The following is a 16,438-nucleotide window of genomic DNA, read 5'->3' as shown; positions in this document are numbered from 1 at the left end:
GATTCCGGGCCCACCGCAGCAGACAGCAGACGGATCGCGAACCCATGTCGCGCAAGTATTTCGGCACCGACGGCATCCGTGGGCGCGCCAACGGCGTGATCACGCCCGAACTCGCCCTCAAGGTCGGCCAGGCCGCCGGGCTCCTGTTCCAGCGCGGCGACCATCGTCACCGGGTGGTGATCGGCAAGGATACCCGCCTGTCGGGCTACATGATCGAGACGGCCCTGATCGCCGGTTTCACTTCGGTCGGCATGGATGTGCTCCAGCTCGGTCCGATGCCGACGCCCGCGGTCGCCATGCTGACGCGCTCCATGCGGGCCGACCTCGGCGTGATGATCTCCGCTTCCCACAACCCGTTCGAGGACAACGGCATCAAGCTGTTCGGTCCGGACGGGTTCAAGCTCAACGACGACGTGGAGCGCGCCATCGAGGCGCTCATCGACGGCGAGATGCACAAGCGGCTGTCGGGCTCGCGCGATCTCGGCCGGGCAAAGCGCATCGAGAGCGTGCATGCCCGCTACATCGAGTTCGCCAAGCGCTCGCTGCCCCGCAACGTCACCCTCGACGGTCTGCGGATCGTGGTCGATTGCGCCAACGGCGCGGCCTACCGCGTCGCGCCCGAGACCCTGTGGGAGCTCGGCGCCGAGGTCATCGCCATCGGGGTCGAGCCGGACGGATTCAACATCAACCAGGATGTCGGCTCGACGGCGCCGGCGGCGCTGGCCGCCAAGGTCCGGGAACTCCGCGCCGACATCGGCATCGCCCTGGACGGCGACGCCGACCGGGTTCTCATCGTCGACGAGAAGGGCCAGTCGGTGGATGGGGACCAGCTCATGGCCGTCGTCGCCCGCTCGTGGAAGGAGGACGACCGCCTGACCCAGCCGGGGCTGGTCGCGACGATCATGTCGAACCTCGGCCTCGAGCGCTACCTCGGCGGCATCGGCCTGTCCCTGGCGCGCACGGCGGTGGGCGACCGCTACGTCCTCGAGCACATGCGCGAGCACGGCTACAACCTCGGCGGCGAGCAATCCGGACACATCATCATGTCCGACTATGCCACCACCGGCGACGGTCTGGTGGCCGCCCTGCAGCTCCTCAGCGTGGTCAAGCGCTCCGACCGGCCGGTCAGCGAGGTCTGCCACTGCTTCGATCCACTGCCGCAGATCCTGCGCAACGTCCGCTACCGCGCAGGCGAGCCGTTGCGGGCGGATTCGGTCGTGACCGCCATCGCGCAGGCCCGCGAGCGCCTCGGCAACGACGGTCGCCTCGTCATCCGCGCCTCGGGCACGGAGCCGGTGATCCGCGTGATGGCCGAGGGCGACGACCGCGCCCTGGTATCGGAGGTGGTCGACACCGTCGTGGACGCCGTGGCCAAAGCCGCGGCCTGATCGCCCTCAATCCCCGTCGAGGGCCGCCGGCGCCACGTTGCGCCACGCCGCCAGCAGGGCGTCGCGCAGCACCGCCTCGTCGGCGTCCCACAGGTCGAGGTTGGTCCAGCCGCGCCGCCCCCATGCCCCCGGCACGGGCGCGAACAGGTCCGGCGCCTCGGCCAGCAGGTGTTCCTGGTCGCCGGGCGTGAGCTTCAGGACGACCCGCTCCTCCTCGACCCACAGGGTCGCGAAGATCCGGCCGCCGATGCGAAAATCGGGATGCCCCTGATGCGCGGCCTCGACCACGCCGGGGAGCAACAGGGCAAGGGCACGGACATCCTCGGGGCGCATCGCCGCGTGTCTACACAGGTGCAGGTTCGGATGCACCGGTCCGGATCGACGCCGGCCTGCCCGCCTGACTTGACCCGGAGTCTCCACTTGTCTCGTCATAGTCCGGCAAGGATAAGATTTAACGTTAAGCCTGATTTAACCCCGTTGCGCCAATCATGCCTTCGTCATCCGAGCCGGCGCCTCGTCGCTCCCGGCAAACGGTCGAGTGAAGGACTGAATTCCATGCGCCGCTCCAAGCTGTCTGCCTTGGTGCGCTCGTTCACGCTCCTTGCGAGCGTGGGAGCGCCCAGCCTCGGATACGCCGCCGACCTGCTTCCCCCCCTGCCGCCCGAGCCGCTGCCCCCGCCCGTCGAGATCGGCGGCGGCTGGTACCTGCGCGGCGATATCGGCGTGGGTGCCGCGAGCTACGAGAAGGTGGTGACCACCGTGCCGGGCAAGGCACTGCCGCCGAACTACGAGATCCACCAGAAGAGCATGGGCGACCAGTTCTTCGGCGGCGGCGGCGTCGGCTACCAGTTCAACGGCTTCCTGCGCGGCGACATCACCGGTGAATACCGGGGCGGAGGCCGCTTCTCCTTCGTCGAGAAGTTCGATCTGCCCTACGGCAACGGCGTGCCGGCCAAGGGGATCGACTACGACCAGGGCAACCTTTCCACCGTGGTCGCCATGGCCAACGGCTACGTCGATCTCGGCAGCTGGTACGGCGTGACGCCCTTCATCGGCGGCGGCGTCGGCTCGGCCTTCCACACGGTGCACGGCTTCAACGACACCGGCGCCGGTTCGGCCGCCGGCGGCTTCGGCATCGCCGCCACCAAGCGCACCACTAACCTCGCCTGGGCGGCCATGGCCGGCCTCGGCTACAGCGTCACGCCGAACCTCAAGCTCGAGCTCGGCTACCGCTACATGAACCTCGGCCATGTCGGCACCGGCTCGGTGAGCTGCTTCAACGATCCGGGCTGTGCCGGCGCCTCCTACAAGCTCAAGGAAGTCACCTCCCACGATGTGCGCATCGGCATGCGCTGGATGCTCGGCGGTATCGTCGCCGCTCCGGTCATCGCCGATTACCAGCCCGAGCCGGTTCCGCTGATCCGCAAGTACTGACACACCCTTGGGCATCACAGCGCCCATGACCAAGACGGCGCGAACCCTCCGGTTCGCGCCGTCTTGGTTTGCGACAGCAAACCTTCGCCAGCAATCGCGTTAAGCTTAATCCGCTCCTAACCTTCCTCTCCGATACTCGCGCGCATGACGACAGCCAGGTCGGTCCCTACGGGTGCGTGCCGCCCGGGACAGGGTGCAAACGGTTCGGGGACACCATGACACAGCAGACGCGCCCATCGCATCGCGCCCATGGGCGGACGCGCGCCGCGGTCGCCGGATCTGCCTTGACCCTGATGTCGCTCGCAGCCCTCGTGCCCGCGTGGGGCGCCGACCTGCTGCCGCCCCCGCCGCCGGAGGCCCCCCCCGTACCCATCGGCGGCGGCTGGTATCTCCGCGCTGATTTCACCGAGAGCTTTCCGCTGCGCCCGACGGACGCGACGCTGCCCGATCCCAACGATCCGGGCATGCCGCCCCTGGTGCGGCGGACCCTGAGCCGCGAGGCCGGCTACGGCGGCGGCGTCGGCTACCGCATCAACCCCTGGCTGCGCGTGGACGCCACCTTCGACCAGCGCCAGGATTCGACCTACAGCGCGTACTCGTCGCGCACCAACTTCGCCACGGGCTACAACGTCGAGGCCGGTCGCCTCGGCGCACTCACGGGCCTCGTCAACGTCTACGCCGACCTCGGGACCTGGTGGGGCCTGACCCCGTATATCGGCGCCGGCGTCGGTTTCGCACGAAACGTTTTTCGCCGGGGCTACACCCAGACCACCTGCCTCATCGACGCCTGCGACGGCGGGCCGGGCGCGGGCCCACGCCCGGCGGTGATCCGGCCCAACCGCTCCGTCACCAACCTCGCCTGGGCGCTCACGGGCGGCGTCGCCTACGAGCTCGGCGCCGGCTTCAGCCTGGATGCGAGCTACCGCTACGTCGATCTCGGGCGCGCCGAATCCGGCCTCGACGCCTTCCGGTCCGGCAGCAGTCTCAAGGATCTCGCCGCCAACGAAGTCCGCGTCGGCCTGCGCTATGCCTTCCGCGACGGCATTCCGAGCCTGCAGGGACTGCCCACGGTGTGGAGCAGCGGAAACCCCTACGAGTAGGCCCGGCCGGCTTCGGAGACCGAAACGCTCCGTTAAGGTTACTCAAGTACACATTCCAGAACAGGCTCAGTAAAAACCCAGTCGATCTGACGCCTTGAGGACGACATCGATGCGGACCCTGACCCTCGCGCTCCTGACGACGCTCGCCCTCGGCGCCGGCTCCACCGCCGGCGCCGCCGACCTCGATTACGGCGTCCTGCGCGGCCCGGACTACGAGCCGGCGGCCCCGATCATCGATTGGAACGGCGTGTATGTCGGTGGGCATGGCGGCTATACGTCGGCCGCGCTCCAGCAGAAGAACGTCTTCCAGGATATCCTGGCCCTCCAATTCCGAGCACGCGATATCGAAAGCCAGTTCTCGGCCTCGAACCTGCTAGCGATCCCTTCGACGCGTATCGAAGGAACGAGCTACGGTGCGTTCGCCGGATTCAACTATCAGTTCGACGAAGCCGTCGTCGGCATCGAAGCGGACTACACGCGTTTCAATCGCACGGGCGTCGCATCGAACGGCATCGGCCGAATTATGATGACATCCGGCGGCATTGCGGAAACGGTCAATCTCTTTGGTGAATCCACCACAAAAATCGAAGATTATGGAACTATTCGTGCGCGTGGTGGCTGGAGTTTTGGCAGCTTTCTTCCCTTCGTCACAGGCGGCGTTGCGATCGGCCGCGCCATCGTTACGGACCAAGTCCTCGTACAGAACTATGGATACGATGCCAGAACTTATGCAGCCAACCAAGCTCTGACTGCGGGAGCACCGGCTTACGTGTCCCGTCACGATTACCTCAGCTTCAACCCGGCTTATCCTGGCGTTCAATCATCCCCCAACGGAGCGTTGCAGACCGTCCCCGCGGCTCCAGTTGCGATTTCCAAGGGGCCGACGGAGAAGATCGTCGGCGGCATCGCCCTTGGCGCGGGCATGGAATATGCCCTGACGCAGAACATTCTCCTGCGGGCCGAATATCAGTACGTGCTGTTCAACGATTTCGACGGCCACAAGGTCAATCTCAACACCGTGCGCGGCGGTGCGGCCGTGAAGTTCTGATTGTGCCTCGACACCGCCTCCGGTGGATGACCGGCCGCTGCGCAATGGGACGGAACACACGCCGGCTTGTTAAGGCAGCACTCGCTTTTGGCGGGGTAGGATAGGGGTGCCGCACCCGATCGATTTCACCGATGCCGGAAACGCCCGAAGATGCCGGAAACGCCCGAACCATGATCCGCCTCGTCCTCAGCGCTGGACTGGCCTCGGCCAGCCTCGTCCTCGCCGGTCTCGGCCCGGCACAGGCGGGCGGAGAACTCCGTCACCGGCCGTTGCCGCCGCCCGAGATCGCCTATCGCGATCCGGCCTACCTGCCGCCGCCCCCGCCTCTGCCCGTGGTGCTGGTGCCGCGCTCCCTCAATCTGCCCCTCTACAACGAGCCGCCGCGCCGGTTCTGATCAGCTCTCCAGCTCGGAATCCCAGTAGAGGTAGTCCACCCAGGTGTGGTGGTACTGCCGGTGGTCGAATTCCGGCTGGCGGCGGTGCAGCTCGTGCCGGGTCGGGCGGTGCGGCTCGTGCAAGAGGGGCATCTCGGCCTCGGCCGGGGTGCGGTTGGCCTTGCGCAGGTTGCACGGCGAACAGGCCGCGACCACGTTTTCCCAGCTCGACAGCCCGCCGCGCGAGCGCGGCACCACGTGATCGAAGGTGAGCCCGCCGGACGGCAGGCGCAGGCCGCAATACTGGCACGAGAACGTGTCGCGCAGGTAGATGTTGTAGCGGGTGAAGGCCGGGCTGCGCGCCAGGGTCACGTAGCTCTTGAGGGCGACGACGCTCGGCACCCGCAGGGAGCGGCTCGGGCTACGCGCCTCGACGTCGTAGCTCGCCACCAGGGTGACGCGGTCGAGGAACAGGGCGGTGAAGGCGTCCTTCCAGGACCACAGCGAGAGCGGATTGTAGGACAGCGGCCGGTAATCGGCGTTCAGCACGAGCGTTTGGAGATCCAGCATGGCGCACCCCTCTCGGCGGGTCGACACGGGGACAACGCGCGGGAATCGCCCGGCGCGCTGCCCCTGTCGGATGAAAGATCAAACGTTTTCGGAGTTTGGACCGGTGCGTCCCGTGGACGGGCGCGCGCAGAAGGCGCCGTCGGAGCGGCGCAGGCGCGGCGGAAATCACGGAAGGCTTAGGCCAAAAGCGGTCGCATCGGGCGAAAGCGCCCGGCTGGTGGCAACGTCCCTCGACGCGGACGACCGTCACCACCTCCTCGCACCGATACGAAAAGGCAAAGTCCATCACGGGTTAGTCTAATATCAGCATGACACGCTTGTGAAGGTCGCCCCGCATGCGCGCGACGCCATGCCCACAAGGAGCGATGCCCACGGGCCGCCGGGCCGGCAGTTCGTTTCCCCACAGGTCGTCTGCCCGCGATCCGCACGCCAGCGATGCGGCCGGGGCGGGGCACGGTCAGCCTTTCGCCCCATTGCTCGGCGATTGCCGCGTCTCCCGACCCTGATCGCCCTGGCCTCGTTCGTGCGATCCCGCAGCGTCGCCCCGGCACGCCGCGCCATTCCGAGCGGGCAGGGCCCCCGACACGAAGGACGGCACCTTGCACGAGACGAACGCCCCGACCGCTCATCGGCCCACCGAGGGGAGGGTGCGTCGCATGCCCGGCGGGACCGGGCGCAGGCTGCGTCTCGTCCCGGTCCTGGCAGCGGGATGGCTCGGCCTCGCGAGCTTCGTTCCCGGCGCGGTCTTCGGACAGGCGCCCCAGCCGGCGGCACCCGCCGCCCAGCCGGCCGCCCCACCCGCCGCCCAGCCGGCCGCACCCGCCAAGCCTCCGGCCCCGAAGCCCGTGGTGTCGGAGGAGATCAAGACCGTCCGCGACACCCTCGACAAGGCGAAGGACGACCTCGAACACCGCGAAAAGATCCTCGCCGGCGAGACTGTCGGCAGCGGCGACCTGACCCGCGCGCGCGATGGCGTCGACGCCATCGCCGACCGCATCCGCCACGTGATCGATCTCACCTCTCCGCGCCTGGAGGCGGCCCGCGAACGCCTGACGCAGCTCGGCCCCAAGCCGAAGGAGGGGGCGGAGGGCGAGGACGTCGCCCGCGAGCGCACGGAGCGCGAACAGGCGGTGGCCGAGATCGACGAGACCCAGCGCCTCGCGAAATCCCTCCTCGTGCAGAGCGACCAGATCGTCGATCAGGTCACCAACAAGCGCCGCGCGGCCTTCACCCGCGGCCTGTTCGAGCGCTCCACCGCCCTGGTCACCCCGGACCTGTGGATGCGGATCGCCGCCGACATCCCGCGCGACGTCCGCGCGCTTCAGAACGCCGTCTCGGACACCGCCGACCTGTTCGCGCGCAACGGCACCCTCACCAATCTGCTCTTCCTCGGGATCGCCTTCGGCATCTCCATCGCCCTGTATTTCGGTCGCCGCAACATCGCCCCGCGCCTCGGTCGGCGCGACGCCAAGGCCACGGATCCGTCACAGCGCAAGAAGCTGCTGGCCGCCTGGCGGGTCTTTCTCCTCGGCACCGTGCCGGCGGTGCTCGGGAGCTATGCGGTCTACTACGCCCTCGACGTCACCAACCTCCTGCCCATGCGGCTGCTGCCGGTGGCCGGGGCGATCCTCATCGGGCTCGCCTTCATCGCCTTCGTCGAGGCCCTCGCCGACGCCCTGCTGTCGCCCGACAAGCCGTCCTGGCGCACCACGGCGATGACCGATGCGGCCGCCTCGCGGATCACCACCCTGGCGGTGAGCATCGCGGTGGTGATCACCGTGGTGAAATCCGTCGAAGCCCTGAATTCCGCGATCTCCGCGGCCCTGCCGATCTCCATCGCCACGCGCGGCCTCGGCGCCATCGCCACCGCCCTCATCCTCGCCATCGGCCTGCACCGCTTCGCCGACACGGCGGAGAAGGAGGAGGCGTGCTTCGGGCCCTACGTGGCCCCCGAGGCCGCCACCGGCATCGGCGGCCCGGCCCGGCTCCTCGGTTGGGCTGCGGTGGCGGTCATCGGCGCGGCCGCGCTCGTCGGCTACGTCGCGTTCTCGACCTTCCTCATCGACCAGCTCGTCTGGACCGCCAGCCTGTTCGTGCTGCTGTTCCTGTTCATCGGCAGCGCCGACACCTTCATCGGCGGGACCCTGCGCGACGACACCAAGATCGCGACCGCGCTCCAGGCCAACACCGGCCTGCGCAAGCGCTCCCTGAACCAGATCGCCGTGCTGGCCACGGGCTTCGCCCGCGTCGTCCTCATCCTGGTCGCGGCCCTCTTGGCGCTCGCCCCCTGGGGCCTCGATTCGACGGACGTGTTCACCTCCGTGCGCAGCGCCTTCTTCGGATTCAAGGTCGGCGACGTCACCATCTCGCTCTCCACCATCGCGCTGGCCGTCGGCCTGCTCGTGCTCGGTATGGCCGTCACCCGGGCGATCCAGCGCTGGCTCGAAAACACCTACCTGCCGGCCACCGACCTCGATGCGGGCCTGCGCAACTCGATCTCGACCATCGCGGGCTATTGCGGCTTCCTGCTCACCCTGGCGCTCGCGTTCTCGTATCTCGGCCTGAGTCTCGAGAAACTCACCATCGTGGCCGGCGCCCTGTCGGTCGGTATCGGTTTCGGCCTGCAATCCATCGTCAACAACTTCGTCTCGGGCCTGCTGCTCCTGTGGGAGCGCCCGATCCGCGTCGGCGACCAGGTGCTCATCGGCGACAGCGAGGGCATCGTGAAGCGCATTTCCGTGCGCTCCACGGAGATCCAGACCTTCGACCGCTCCGCCGTCATCGTGCCGAACTCGAACCTCATCTCCGGCATCGTCAAGAACCGGGTCCGGGGCGACCGTACCGGCCGGGTCTCCATCACGGTCAACGTCCTGCGCAACCAGGACCCCGTGCGCGCCGCCGAGATGCTGGTCGCTTGCGCCAGCGCCCACCCGGACGTGCTGAAGGAGCCTCCGCCCCGGGTGGTCTTCCGCAAGATCGGCGACCCGTTCCTCGAGTTCGAGCTCATCGCCATGATCATCGACGTGAGTTTCGGCCTGAAGGTGCAGAACGATTTGAACTTTGCCGTGTTCAAGTCCTTGTCCGAGGTCGGAATGATCCCGGCCATGGGTCCGGGCTCCAGCAACGTCGTCGTGCAGGGGCTCGAACCGTTCCAGGAGGCCATGGGCCGGATCGCCAGTTCGTTCGCGGAGCCGAGGGGCGACGCGAACGGATCGGCGGGCCGGCGGGAGGCCGAGATGCCGAAGGGGTGAGCAGGTGGGCCAGGGATTTTCGGGTGTCCGGGGCGTGTGTTTCGGAGCCTGCCTCGTCGCCGGAGCGACGCTCACGGGGTGCGCGACGCAGCAGCCCCTCGAGACCGCCACGGCCCTGCCGAGCCTGTACTGGCCGATGACCACCGCCGCGGCGCAGGTCGACGCGGCCACGGCCCGCGACATGATCTCGGCCTACCGCGCCCGCACCGGCGGCACGGCGCTGCGCCTCGACCCCGAACTGCAGAAGCTCGCCGAAGCCGAGGCCGCCGCCATGGCGGCCGCCGATCGGCCGAGCCGCGCCCAGACCGTGCGGGTCGCCATGGAGCGCCTCGGCCACCCGTCGGCCGGCGCCAATCTGTCGGCCGGCTACCACACCCTGGCGGAGGCGTTCTCGGGGTGGCGCGACAGCCCGGCCCACAATGCCGTGATGCTGGCGCCCGACGCCACCCGCATGGGCATCGCCACGGCCTACGCGCCGAACTCGAAATACCGGGTCTACTGGGCGCTGCTGGTGTCGAAGTAGCGTCCCCGTCAGGGGAACTTCATCTTCCGCGAAACCACCGGCGCCTCCGACAGGAGCGTCACCGTCACCCGGCGGTTGGCTGCGAGAAACGGGTTGTCGGGAAACAGCGGCTCGGTGTCGGCCTTGCCCGTGACCGAGGCGAAGCGATCGTCGGGCACGCCGCTGCCGGCGAGGATCTCCCGCACCGAGATGGCCCGGTTGGCCGAGAGCTCCCAGGGCGGAGCGGCTGGCCGCGCGCCGGGACGCTCCGAAGCGGTGAAGCCCGCGATGGCGATGCGGTTTGGCATCTTGCGCAAAGTCGGCGCCAAACGTTCCAGCAGGCGCCGGGTGCGGTCGTTCGGCCGGCTCGACCCGTCCGGAAACATCGAGGCGCCGTCCTGATCGACGATGGCGATGTCGAGGCCCTTGGCGGTCGGCGTGACCATGATGTTCTTCGAGGCCTCGGCGATCTCCGGCATGTCCTGCAGGGCCTGGCGCAGGCTGGCGGCGGCGAGGCCGTACGCCTCAGGCATGCCGGTGTCCGGTGCGCCGTCGTCCGCCGTCCCCTCGACGTCCGGCGGATTGGTGTGGTCGGTGGACTGCTCCGGCGGGATGTCGCGCTTGTGCTTGACGAAGTTCGCCGTCGGCAAGCCGTCCTTCTCGATGATGCCGGCGAAGCGCGATTCCTTGTTGACGCCGAAGGCGTCGCGCATGGAGCCGGCCACCGCCTGCATCTTCTTCTGGTCCTGCGTCGAGTAGGCGGCGATCATCACGAAGAAACTCATGAGCAGCGCCATCAGGTCCGCGAAGGTCACGAACCAGCCGTGGCCGCCATGCGCGCCGCGCTTCTTCTTGGCCACGACTTGGTCTCCCTCTCGCCCGTCGGACCGGCCGCGCCCGTCAGGCCGCCTCGGCCCCGACGTCGTCGCGGTGATTGTGCGGCAGGTATGCGATCAGCATTTCGCGCACGAGCGAGGAGCTCTTGGAATCGCGGATGAGCAGGATGCCGTCGATGATGAGCGAGCGCGAGACGTCCTCCTCCTCCAGCTTGACGTGGAGTTTGTCGGCGAGCGGAAGAGTGACCATATTGGCGAGGAGTGCGCCGTACAGAGTGGCGAGCAGGGCCGTCGCCATGGCGGGACCGAGCTTCGACGGGTCCGACATGTTGGCGAACATGGTGACCATCCCGAGGATGGTGCCGATCATGCCCCAGGCCGGCGCGCAATCCCCGAAGGCGCGGTAGATCTTCGAGCCCTCGTCGAGGTGCATGAGGAAGTTGTCGCGGTCCCGCTCCATGGTGTCGCGGATGAAGTCCCGGTCGTAGCCGTCGGCGATGTAGCGCGCGCCCTGGGCGAGGAACGGGTCGGAAATCTCCATGCTTTCGAGGGCCATCGGGCCGGATTTGCGCACCACGTCGGCGATCCGGGTGATCTCCTCGATGAGTTCGCGCGGCTTGATGGCCCGCATGGAGAACGCGTAGCGCAGGCCCATGGGCAGGCCGTGCATCATGGTCGAGAACGGAAAACGCATCATGGTCGCGGCGGTGGCGCCGCCGAAGATCACGATGACCGCGTGCTTATCGAAATAGGCGGCGAAATTGCCGCCATCGATCATGATCAGGACAAAGACGGTGAGGAAGCCGCCGATGAGCCCGATACCGGTTGCGAGGTCCATGATCACCGAGCCTTCGGCGGCCGTCGGGGGCCGCGAGAGCGCCCCGGGACGAGGCGCCGTCCCCACGTTGGCGGATTCAGCGTGAACGAACCGTAAAAGACCTCGCGCGGCTTGGCCGATCGTGTCATTCGCCGTTCAGGGAGCGAACGCCATAAGCGCGTCACGTCAAGGATTTGGCCGACCCCGCACGCGGCGGGCGGAGACCGGACCGGCGACGCGTCACGGCGCATCCAACCCCATGCGGGCCGCGCCAGGATCGGCACTCGGAGCGAACGGTATCATGTCGTTGATTCGTCTCTATGCCCGCGTCATGGGCCTCCTCGGGGCCGACAAGCGCCTGGCGGTGGTTCTGGCGACGGCGAACGTCGCCCTCGCCGTCGCGGCCTTCGCCGAGCCCCTGCTCATGGGCCGGATCATCGACCAGCTCACCCACCTGAACGCCAAGTCCAACGCCTTCGCGACCCTGGCGCCCCTCATCGGCGCCTGGGTGGCCTTCGGACTGTTCACCATCGCGGCAGGCGTGACCATCGCGCTCCACGCCGACCGGCTGGCCCACCGCAACCGCCTGTCGTCCATGGCGAACTATTTCGAGCACGTCCTCGAACTGCCGCTCGCCTTCCATTCCTCGAACCATTCCGGCCGCGTCCTCAAGGCGATGCTGGAAGGCTCGAACGGCATGTTCTGGCTGTGGCTCGGCTTCTTCCGCGACCATTTCGTCGCCTTCGTGTCGCTCGCCGTCCTCCTGCCCATGACCCTGTTCGTGAACTGGCAGCTCGGCTCGATCCTCGTCGTGCTGGTGCTGGCCTTTACGGTGCTCACCACCCTGGTCATGCGCCGCACCGAGACCCTGCAGGGCCGGGTCGAGGAATATCAGTCGGGCCTCGCCGAGCACGCCTCGGACGCGCTCGGCAACGTCGCCGTCATCCAGTCCTTCACCCGCGCCAAGGCGGAGAAGGACGCCATGCACGACATCATCCGCAACCTGCTCGCGGCCCAGATCCCGGTCCTGTCCTGGTGGGCGCTCGCCAACGTCGCCACCCGCGCCTCCGCGACCCTGACCATGACGGCCATCTTCATCACCGGCATCGCCCTGCACCAGCACGGCCAGGCCACCGTCGGCGAGGTCGTCGCCTTCATGAGTCTGGCCACGATGCTGGTCTCGCGCCTCGATCAGGTCGCCACCTGCATCAACGGCCTGTTCCAGCAGATGCCTAAGATCGCCGAGTATTTCGAGATCCTCGACACCACCCCGGCGGTGCACGACCGTCCCGGTGCGGCTCAGGTCGCCCGCTTCGACGGCGCCGTCTCGTTCGACGCCGTCGGCTTCTCCTACAATTCCCGCCGCAAGGCCCTGGAGGACGTGTCGTTCACAGCGCAGGCCGGCGAGACCATCGCGCTCGTCGGCACCACGGGTTCGGGCAAGTCCACGACCCTCGGCCTGCTGCACCGCGCCTTCGACCCCGACCACGGCGCCATCCGCATCGACGGCACCGACATCCGCGACATCGGCCTGTCCTCCCTGCGCCACAACATCGGCGTGGTGTTCCAGGAGCCGATGCTGTTCGCCCGCTCGATCCGCGAGAACCTCCTCGTCGGCCGGCCGGACGCGACGGATGCCGAGATGATCGACGCCCTCGAGCGGGCCCAGGCCACCGAATTCATGGCCCGTCAGGCCGACGGCCTCGACACGGTCATCGGCGAGCGCGGCCGCTCGCTCTCCGGCGGCGAGCGCCAGCGCCTGTCGATCGCCCGCGCCCTGCTCAAGAATCCGCCGGTTCTGATCCTCGACGAGGCAACCTCGGCCCTCGACGCCACCACCGAGCGCAAGCTCCAGGGCGCCCTCGAAGCCGTGATGGAGGGCCGCACCACCTTCGTCATCGCCCACCGCCTCGCGACCATCCGCAACGCCGACCGCATCCTCGTCTTCCACGAGGGCCGGATCGTCGAGTCTGGCACGTTCGACAGCCTCGTGGAGCAGAACGGCCGCTTCGCCGATCTGGCCCGAGCCCAGTTCATGGCGGCGGAAGAGCCTGTCGCGATGCAGCTCGCGGCCTGAACGAAAAGGCCCTCCCCGATCTCCGGCTCGGCCGGGATCGGGGAGGGCGCTCGGCTGAGTCGCGGTGGCGCTGCGCGCCGGGCGCGCTATTCCCGATGCGGCGTCGCCGCATCCTCCGCCCACACCCGGAACTTGGTCAGGCGGTTGCCGCCGAAGGTGTGTGTGAGGGGTACGTCCGCCGCGTCACGCCCGCGGGCGACGAGGATGCGGCCCCGGCGCGGGGCGTTGTTGCGCGGATCGAACACGTGCCAGGCGCCGCCGAGATAGCATTCCGTCCAGGCGGCGAAATCCCCCGGCCCGTGCGGCTCGGGCTCGCCGATGAAACTGAGATAGCCGGTGCAGTAGCGCGTCGGAACGTTCAGGGCCCGGCACAACGCGACGAACAGGTGCGCGTAATCCCGGCACACGCCGCGCCCGCCCGCCATGGCGTCCACCGCCGTACGGTCCACATGCGAGAAGGCGTACCCGAAGGTGATGTGGTGGTGGACGAAGTCGCACACCGCCTGCACCCGCGCCCAGCCGGGTTCGAGGTGCCCGAACCGGTCCCAGGCCTCGTCGGACAGCAGGTCGGATTCGCAGTACCGGCTCGCGACGAGGAAGGGCAGGGCCTCCTCGGGCAACTGCTCGACGGGGTGCTCCACGGCGTCGGGCACAATCGCGTCGAGGGCGCCGTCGTCGGGGATCTCGGCGTGAACGCTGAGGGTGATGGAGCCCGCCGGGGCGAGGAAGCGCACGGTGCGATTGCCGAAGGCATCGCGAAAGGTCCTGGTCGGCACCGGCGGATCGAGCTGCAGCACGTCGGGCGGGACGGCCGCGAGCCCCTTGACCGGATAGGTGTTGAGACGGGCGATCAGCGGGGTCGGATGGGAAAACTCGTAGCCCATCTCGCAACCGAACCTGATCCGCATGGAAACCCTCTCCGGCCGGCCGCCGCGCCGACCTCCGCCCTATGCCCGGCCCTGGTGGGAGGGAATAGGCCGCGCATGTCACACGCGCATGTCATTGCGTCCCCTGTGCGCAGATGAAGCGTCCGGGTCGTCGAAGCCGGGTGAACCCCTAGAGACCGTGGGCCCGAGCCTGCTTCTCCCGCATCCGCGCCTGGAGCCGCACGCGCCGCGCTGCAATGACGGTGCCATTGATCTCGCCGCCGAACAGGAACATCGCGGCGAGCCAGTACAGGAACACCAGGGCCACCATGGCGGTGGCCAGACTCCCGTAGGTCGAGACGTAGGCGTTGGAGAACCGGTCGAGATAGTAGCCGAAACCGAGGCCGGCGAGGAACCACAGCAGCAGGGTCACGGCGACACCCGGAATCACGGCGAGGAACGAGCGCCGCCCGGTGGCGATGAATTTGTGGGCGATGACGAGGACGCTCACGAGCAGGAAGGCCGTGATGCCAATGCGCCCGATGGCCACCGTCAGGCTCAGGGGCTCGAGGCCGGGGGCGACGTTGATGACGTTGCGCCAGATCAGGGGTCCGAGAACCACCAGCAGGGCGAAGGCCAGCATCGCGAGGGCGCCGCAGATCACGTAGGCGATGGATTCCAGCCGCGTGAGCCACCACGGCCGCTGCTCGCGCAGGCCGTACGCGCGATTGAGCCCGACCCGCAGGCTCTCGACCCCGGCCGAGGAGAAGTACAGGGCCAGCACGGCACCGACGGTGAGAACGCCGCCGCGCTGCTCGGTGAGCACCCGGTGCATCTCGTTGACCACGGGCTTGGCGATCTCGCGCGGCCAGGCGTCGAAGATCAGCACCCCGGCTTCATCGGCAAGCGACTTGGTGCCGAACAGGCCGGCCAGCGCGGCCAGCAGGATGAGGAACGGGAACAGCGCGATGAGGATCGAGAGGGCGATGTGGCTGGCGATGGCCCAGCCGTCATGGGCGATGAAGCGCCGGGCGGCGACGCTTCCGATCTCGAGGGGCTTCGTCAGGCGGCTCACGGGGGCGGGCTTGTCCTCTGCTGATGCGTCGTCGGTCGACGGATCGGCCGTCCTCTAAACGCGACGCCGGGGTCCGGCGCAACGCGCAAGGGGCGTTTGGGGGGTGCATCGATCCGGCGTGCCTTGTGTTCCAGGCCGCACTGTGGTGCCTGCGCCACCAGCATGACCAGCCCATCCTCCCCCGGATCCACGGCCACCGTGCCGGCCGTCTTCGTGCTCATCTGGGCGACGGGCTTCGTCGCCGCGCGCTTCGTGGCGCCCCATGCCGATGCCGTGACCTTCGTGGCCCTGCGCGTCGTCTGCGTCGCCGGCGTCCTGGCGGTCCTCGCCGCGATGCTCGGCGCGCGCTGGCCGCGCGGGCGCCGGGGCTGGGCCGACGCCCTCGTGGCCGGCATCCTGATGCAGGGCATCTACGTCATCGGGGTATTCTGGTCGGTGCAGAACGGCCTGCCGGCCGGCATCGCCGCCCTCGTCGGCAGCCTCCAGCCCCTTCTTACGGCGCTCCTCGCCGGGCCGGTACTGGGCGAGCGGGTGAGCCCGCGGCGCTGGTCCGGCATTGGATTGGGCTTTGCCGGCGCCGCCCTGGTGCTCGCCCCCAAGGTCGGGGCAAGCGGCACCTCGGGCATTCCGGTGCCGGCGCTCGCCGCCTGTCTCGCCGCCATGGTCGCCATGACCGGCGGGACCCTGTGGCAGAAGAGCCGGGGCGGGTCCGCCGACCTCCTGTCCAACGCCGCGATCCAGTTCGTTGGTGCCGCCGCCCTGGCGATCCCCGTGGCGCTTCTCGTCGGGACCGGCCGGTTCGACGCCACCCTTCCGGCCTGGTTCGGCCTCGCCTGGTCGGTCCTCGTCAATTCCGTGGCGGGGATCCTGCTGCTTCTGCTCTTGATCCGGCGCGGGGCGGTGGCGGGCGTCGCCTCCCTGCTGTTCCTCGTCCCCCCGGTCTCGGCCCTGATGGCCTACTGCCTGTTCGGCGAATCCCTCGCGCCGGTGCAGCTCGCCGGCATGGCGCTCGCCGCCGCCGGGGTCGCCCTGGCGAGCCGCGGCTGATGTTTTTCTTTGATGCGACCGGCAATTAAATTAGCGAACCTGCCGCGCGCGAA

Annotated in this window: 15 protein-coding genes; 9 read left to right on the top strand and 6 right to left on the bottom strand. The window is 68.6% G+C overall.

Annotation, left to right across the window (positions count from 1 at the left end):
* Window positions 1-44: 44 nt before the first annotated feature.
* Window positions 45-1,388, top strand: a complete 1,344-nt coding sequence (glmM, locus tag ASF25_RS16830; RefSeq protein WP_056173296.1) for a phosphoglucosamine mutase — start codon at window positions 45-47, stop codon at window positions 1,386-1,388.
* A gap of 6 nt (window positions 1,389-1,394) precedes the next feature.
* Here the strand turns inward: glmM and ASF25_RS16825 are convergent, their stop codons facing one another.
* Window positions 1,395-1,721 (bottom strand): MmcQ/YjbR family DNA-binding protein, encoded by a 327-nt coding sequence (locus tag ASF25_RS16825; RefSeq protein ID WP_056173299.1) that lies wholly within the window; start codon window positions 1,719-1,721, stop codon window positions 1,395-1,397.
* 222 nt (window positions 1,722-1,943) lie between these two features.
* Between ASF25_RS16825 and ASF25_RS16820 the strand changes: the two genes are divergently transcribed.
* From ASF25_RS16820 to ASF25_RS16805, 4 genes are all read left to right on the top strand, one after another.
* A complete protein-coding gene (locus ASF25_RS16820; protein ID WP_056173301.1) occupies window positions 1,944-2,822 on the top strand; it encodes an outer membrane beta-barrel protein in 879 nt (292 codons plus the stop codon).
* A 293-nt stretch (window positions 2,823-3,115) separates the two neighbouring features.
* On the top strand, window positions 3,116-3,922 hold the full coding sequence (locus tag ASF25_RS16815) for an outer membrane beta-barrel protein (protein WP_244473078.1): 807 nt from the start codon (window positions 3,116-3,118) through the stop codon (window positions 3,920-3,922).
* A 109-nt stretch (window positions 3,923-4,031) separates the two neighbouring features.
* Window positions 4,032-4,970, top strand: a complete 939-nt coding sequence (locus ASF25_RS16810) for an outer membrane beta-barrel protein (protein ID WP_056173308.1) — start codon at window positions 4,032-4,034, stop codon at window positions 4,968-4,970.
* 170 nt (window positions 4,971-5,140) lie between these two features.
* Complete coding sequence (locus tag ASF25_RS16805; protein ID WP_156369045.1) at window positions 5,141-5,365, top strand: hypothetical protein; 225 nt, start codon at window positions 5,141-5,143, stop codon at window positions 5,363-5,365.
* On the opposite strand, the gene ASF25_RS16800 is transcribed toward ASF25_RS16805, so the two are convergent.
* The gene (locus ASF25_RS16800) at window positions 5,366-5,914 is read right to left on the bottom strand and encodes an HNH endonuclease (protein WP_056173314.1); all 549 of its coding nucleotides are present in this window, start codon (window positions 5,912-5,914) and stop codon (window positions 5,366-5,368) included.
* A gap of 656 nt (window positions 5,915-6,570) precedes the next feature.
* Between ASF25_RS16800 and ASF25_RS16795 the strand changes: the two genes are divergently transcribed.
* Both ASF25_RS16795 and ASF25_RS16790 read left to right on the top strand, forming a co-directional pair.
* Window positions 6,571-9,165: a DUF3772 domain-containing protein gene (locus ASF25_RS16795; RefSeq protein ID WP_056306010.1), complete on the top strand. Its 2,595-nt coding sequence runs from the start codon at window positions 6,571-6,573 to the stop codon at window positions 9,163-9,165.
* Window positions 9,166-9,199: 34 nt separating this feature from the next.
* Complete coding sequence (locus ASF25_RS16790; protein ID WP_056174116.1) at window positions 9,200-9,688, top strand: CAP domain-containing protein; 489 nt, start codon at window positions 9,200-9,202, stop codon at window positions 9,686-9,688.
* An 8-nt stretch (window positions 9,689-9,696) separates the two neighbouring features.
* Here ASF25_RS16790 and ASF25_RS16785 read toward each other — a convergent pair whose 3' ends face one another.
* Both ASF25_RS16785 and ASF25_RS16780 read right to left on the bottom strand, forming a co-directional pair.
* The gene (locus ASF25_RS16785) at window positions 9,697-10,527 is read right to left on the bottom strand and encodes a flagellar motor protein MotB (protein WP_056173318.1); all 831 of its coding nucleotides are present in this window, start codon (window positions 10,525-10,527) and stop codon (window positions 9,697-9,699) included.
* Between the two features lie 40 nt (window positions 10,528-10,567).
* Window positions 10,568-11,341: a MotA/TolQ/ExbB proton channel family protein gene (locus ASF25_RS16780; protein WP_056306008.1), complete on the bottom strand. Its 774-nt coding sequence runs from the start codon at window positions 11,339-11,341 to the stop codon at window positions 10,568-10,570.
* Between the two features lie 280 nt (window positions 11,342-11,621).
* Between ASF25_RS16780 and ASF25_RS16775 the strand changes: the two genes are divergently transcribed.
* On the top strand, window positions 11,622-13,397 hold the full coding sequence (locus tag ASF25_RS16775) for a glucan ABC transporter ATP-binding protein/ permease (RefSeq protein WP_056260994.1): 1,776 nt from the start codon (window positions 11,622-11,624) through the stop codon (window positions 13,395-13,397).
* Between the two features lie 86 nt (window positions 13,398-13,483).
* Here ASF25_RS16775 and ASF25_RS16770 read toward each other — a convergent pair whose 3' ends face one another.
* Both ASF25_RS16770 and ASF25_RS16765 read right to left on the bottom strand, forming a co-directional pair.
* Window positions 13,484-14,305, bottom strand: coding sequence for a transglutaminase family protein (locus ASF25_RS16770; protein WP_056260992.1), 822 nt, complete (start codon window positions 14,303-14,305; stop codon window positions 13,484-13,486).
* Between the two features lie 148 nt (window positions 14,306-14,453).
* The gene (locus ASF25_RS16765) at window positions 14,454-15,338 is read right to left on the bottom strand and encodes a YihY/virulence factor BrkB family protein (RefSeq protein WP_056173331.1); all 885 of its coding nucleotides are present in this window, start codon (window positions 15,336-15,338) and stop codon (window positions 14,454-14,456) included.
* A gap of 162 nt (window positions 15,339-15,500) precedes the next feature.
* On the opposite strand from ASF25_RS16765, the gene ASF25_RS16760 reads away from it, so the two are divergent.
* Window positions 15,501-16,385, top strand: coding sequence for a DMT family transporter (locus ASF25_RS16760; RefSeq protein WP_056306006.1), 885 nt, complete (start codon window positions 15,501-15,503; stop codon window positions 16,383-16,385).
* Window positions 16,386-16,438 lie beyond the last annotated feature (53 nt).

It is taken from the genome of Methylobacterium sp. Leaf100, from assembly GCF_001422845.1.
In the GTDB taxonomy this organism is placed as follows: Bacteria; Pseudomonadota; Alphaproteobacteria; order Rhizobiales; family Beijerinckiaceae; genus Methylobacterium.
Note: the sequence above shows the minus strand (reverse complement) of the source record. Positions and strands in the feature narration are given on the sequence as shown.

Coding starts and splice junctions, on each gene's coding strand:
- glmM (WP_056173296.1), top strand. CDS start 45: ATGTCGCGCAAGTATTTCGGCACCGACGGCATCCGTGGGCGCGCCAAC.
- ASF25_RS16825 (WP_056173299.1), bottom strand. CDS start 1,721: ATGCGCCCCGAGGATGTCCGTGCCCTTGCCCTGTTGCTCCCCGGCGTG.
- ASF25_RS16820 (WP_056173301.1), top strand. CDS start 1,944: ATGCGCCGCTCCAAGCTGTCTGCCTTGGTGCGCTCGTTCACGCTCCTT.
- ASF25_RS16815 (WP_244473078.1), top strand. CDS start 3,116: ATGTCGCTCGCAGCCCTCGTGCCCGCGTGGGGCGCCGACCTGCTGCCG.
- ASF25_RS16810 (WP_056173308.1), top strand. CDS start 4,032: ATGCGGACCCTGACCCTCGCGCTCCTGACGACGCTCGCCCTCGGCGCC.
- ASF25_RS16805 (WP_156369045.1), top strand. CDS start 5,141: ATGATCCGCCTCGTCCTCAGCGCTGGACTGGCCTCGGCCAGCCTCGTC.
- ASF25_RS16800 (WP_056173314.1), bottom strand. CDS start 5,914: ATGCTGGATCTCCAAACGCTCGTGCTGAACGCCGATTACCGGCCGCTG.
- ASF25_RS16795 (WP_056306010.1), top strand. CDS start 6,571: ATGCCCGGCGGGACCGGGCGCAGGCTGCGTCTCGTCCCGGTCCTGGCA.
- ASF25_RS16780 (WP_056306008.1), bottom strand. CDS start 11,341: ATGGACCTCGCAACCGGTATCGGGCTCATCGGCGGCTTCCTCACCGTC.
- ASF25_RS16775 (WP_056260994.1), top strand. CDS start 11,622: ATGTCGTTGATTCGTCTCTATGCCCGCGTCATGGGCCTCCTCGGGGCC.
- ASF25_RS16770 (WP_056260992.1), bottom strand. CDS start 14,305: ATGCGGATCAGGTTCGGTTGCGAGATGGGCTACGAGTTTTCCCATCCG.
- ASF25_RS16760 (WP_056306006.1), top strand. CDS start 15,501: ATGACCAGCCCATCCTCCCCCGGATCCACGGCCACCGTGCCGGCCGTC.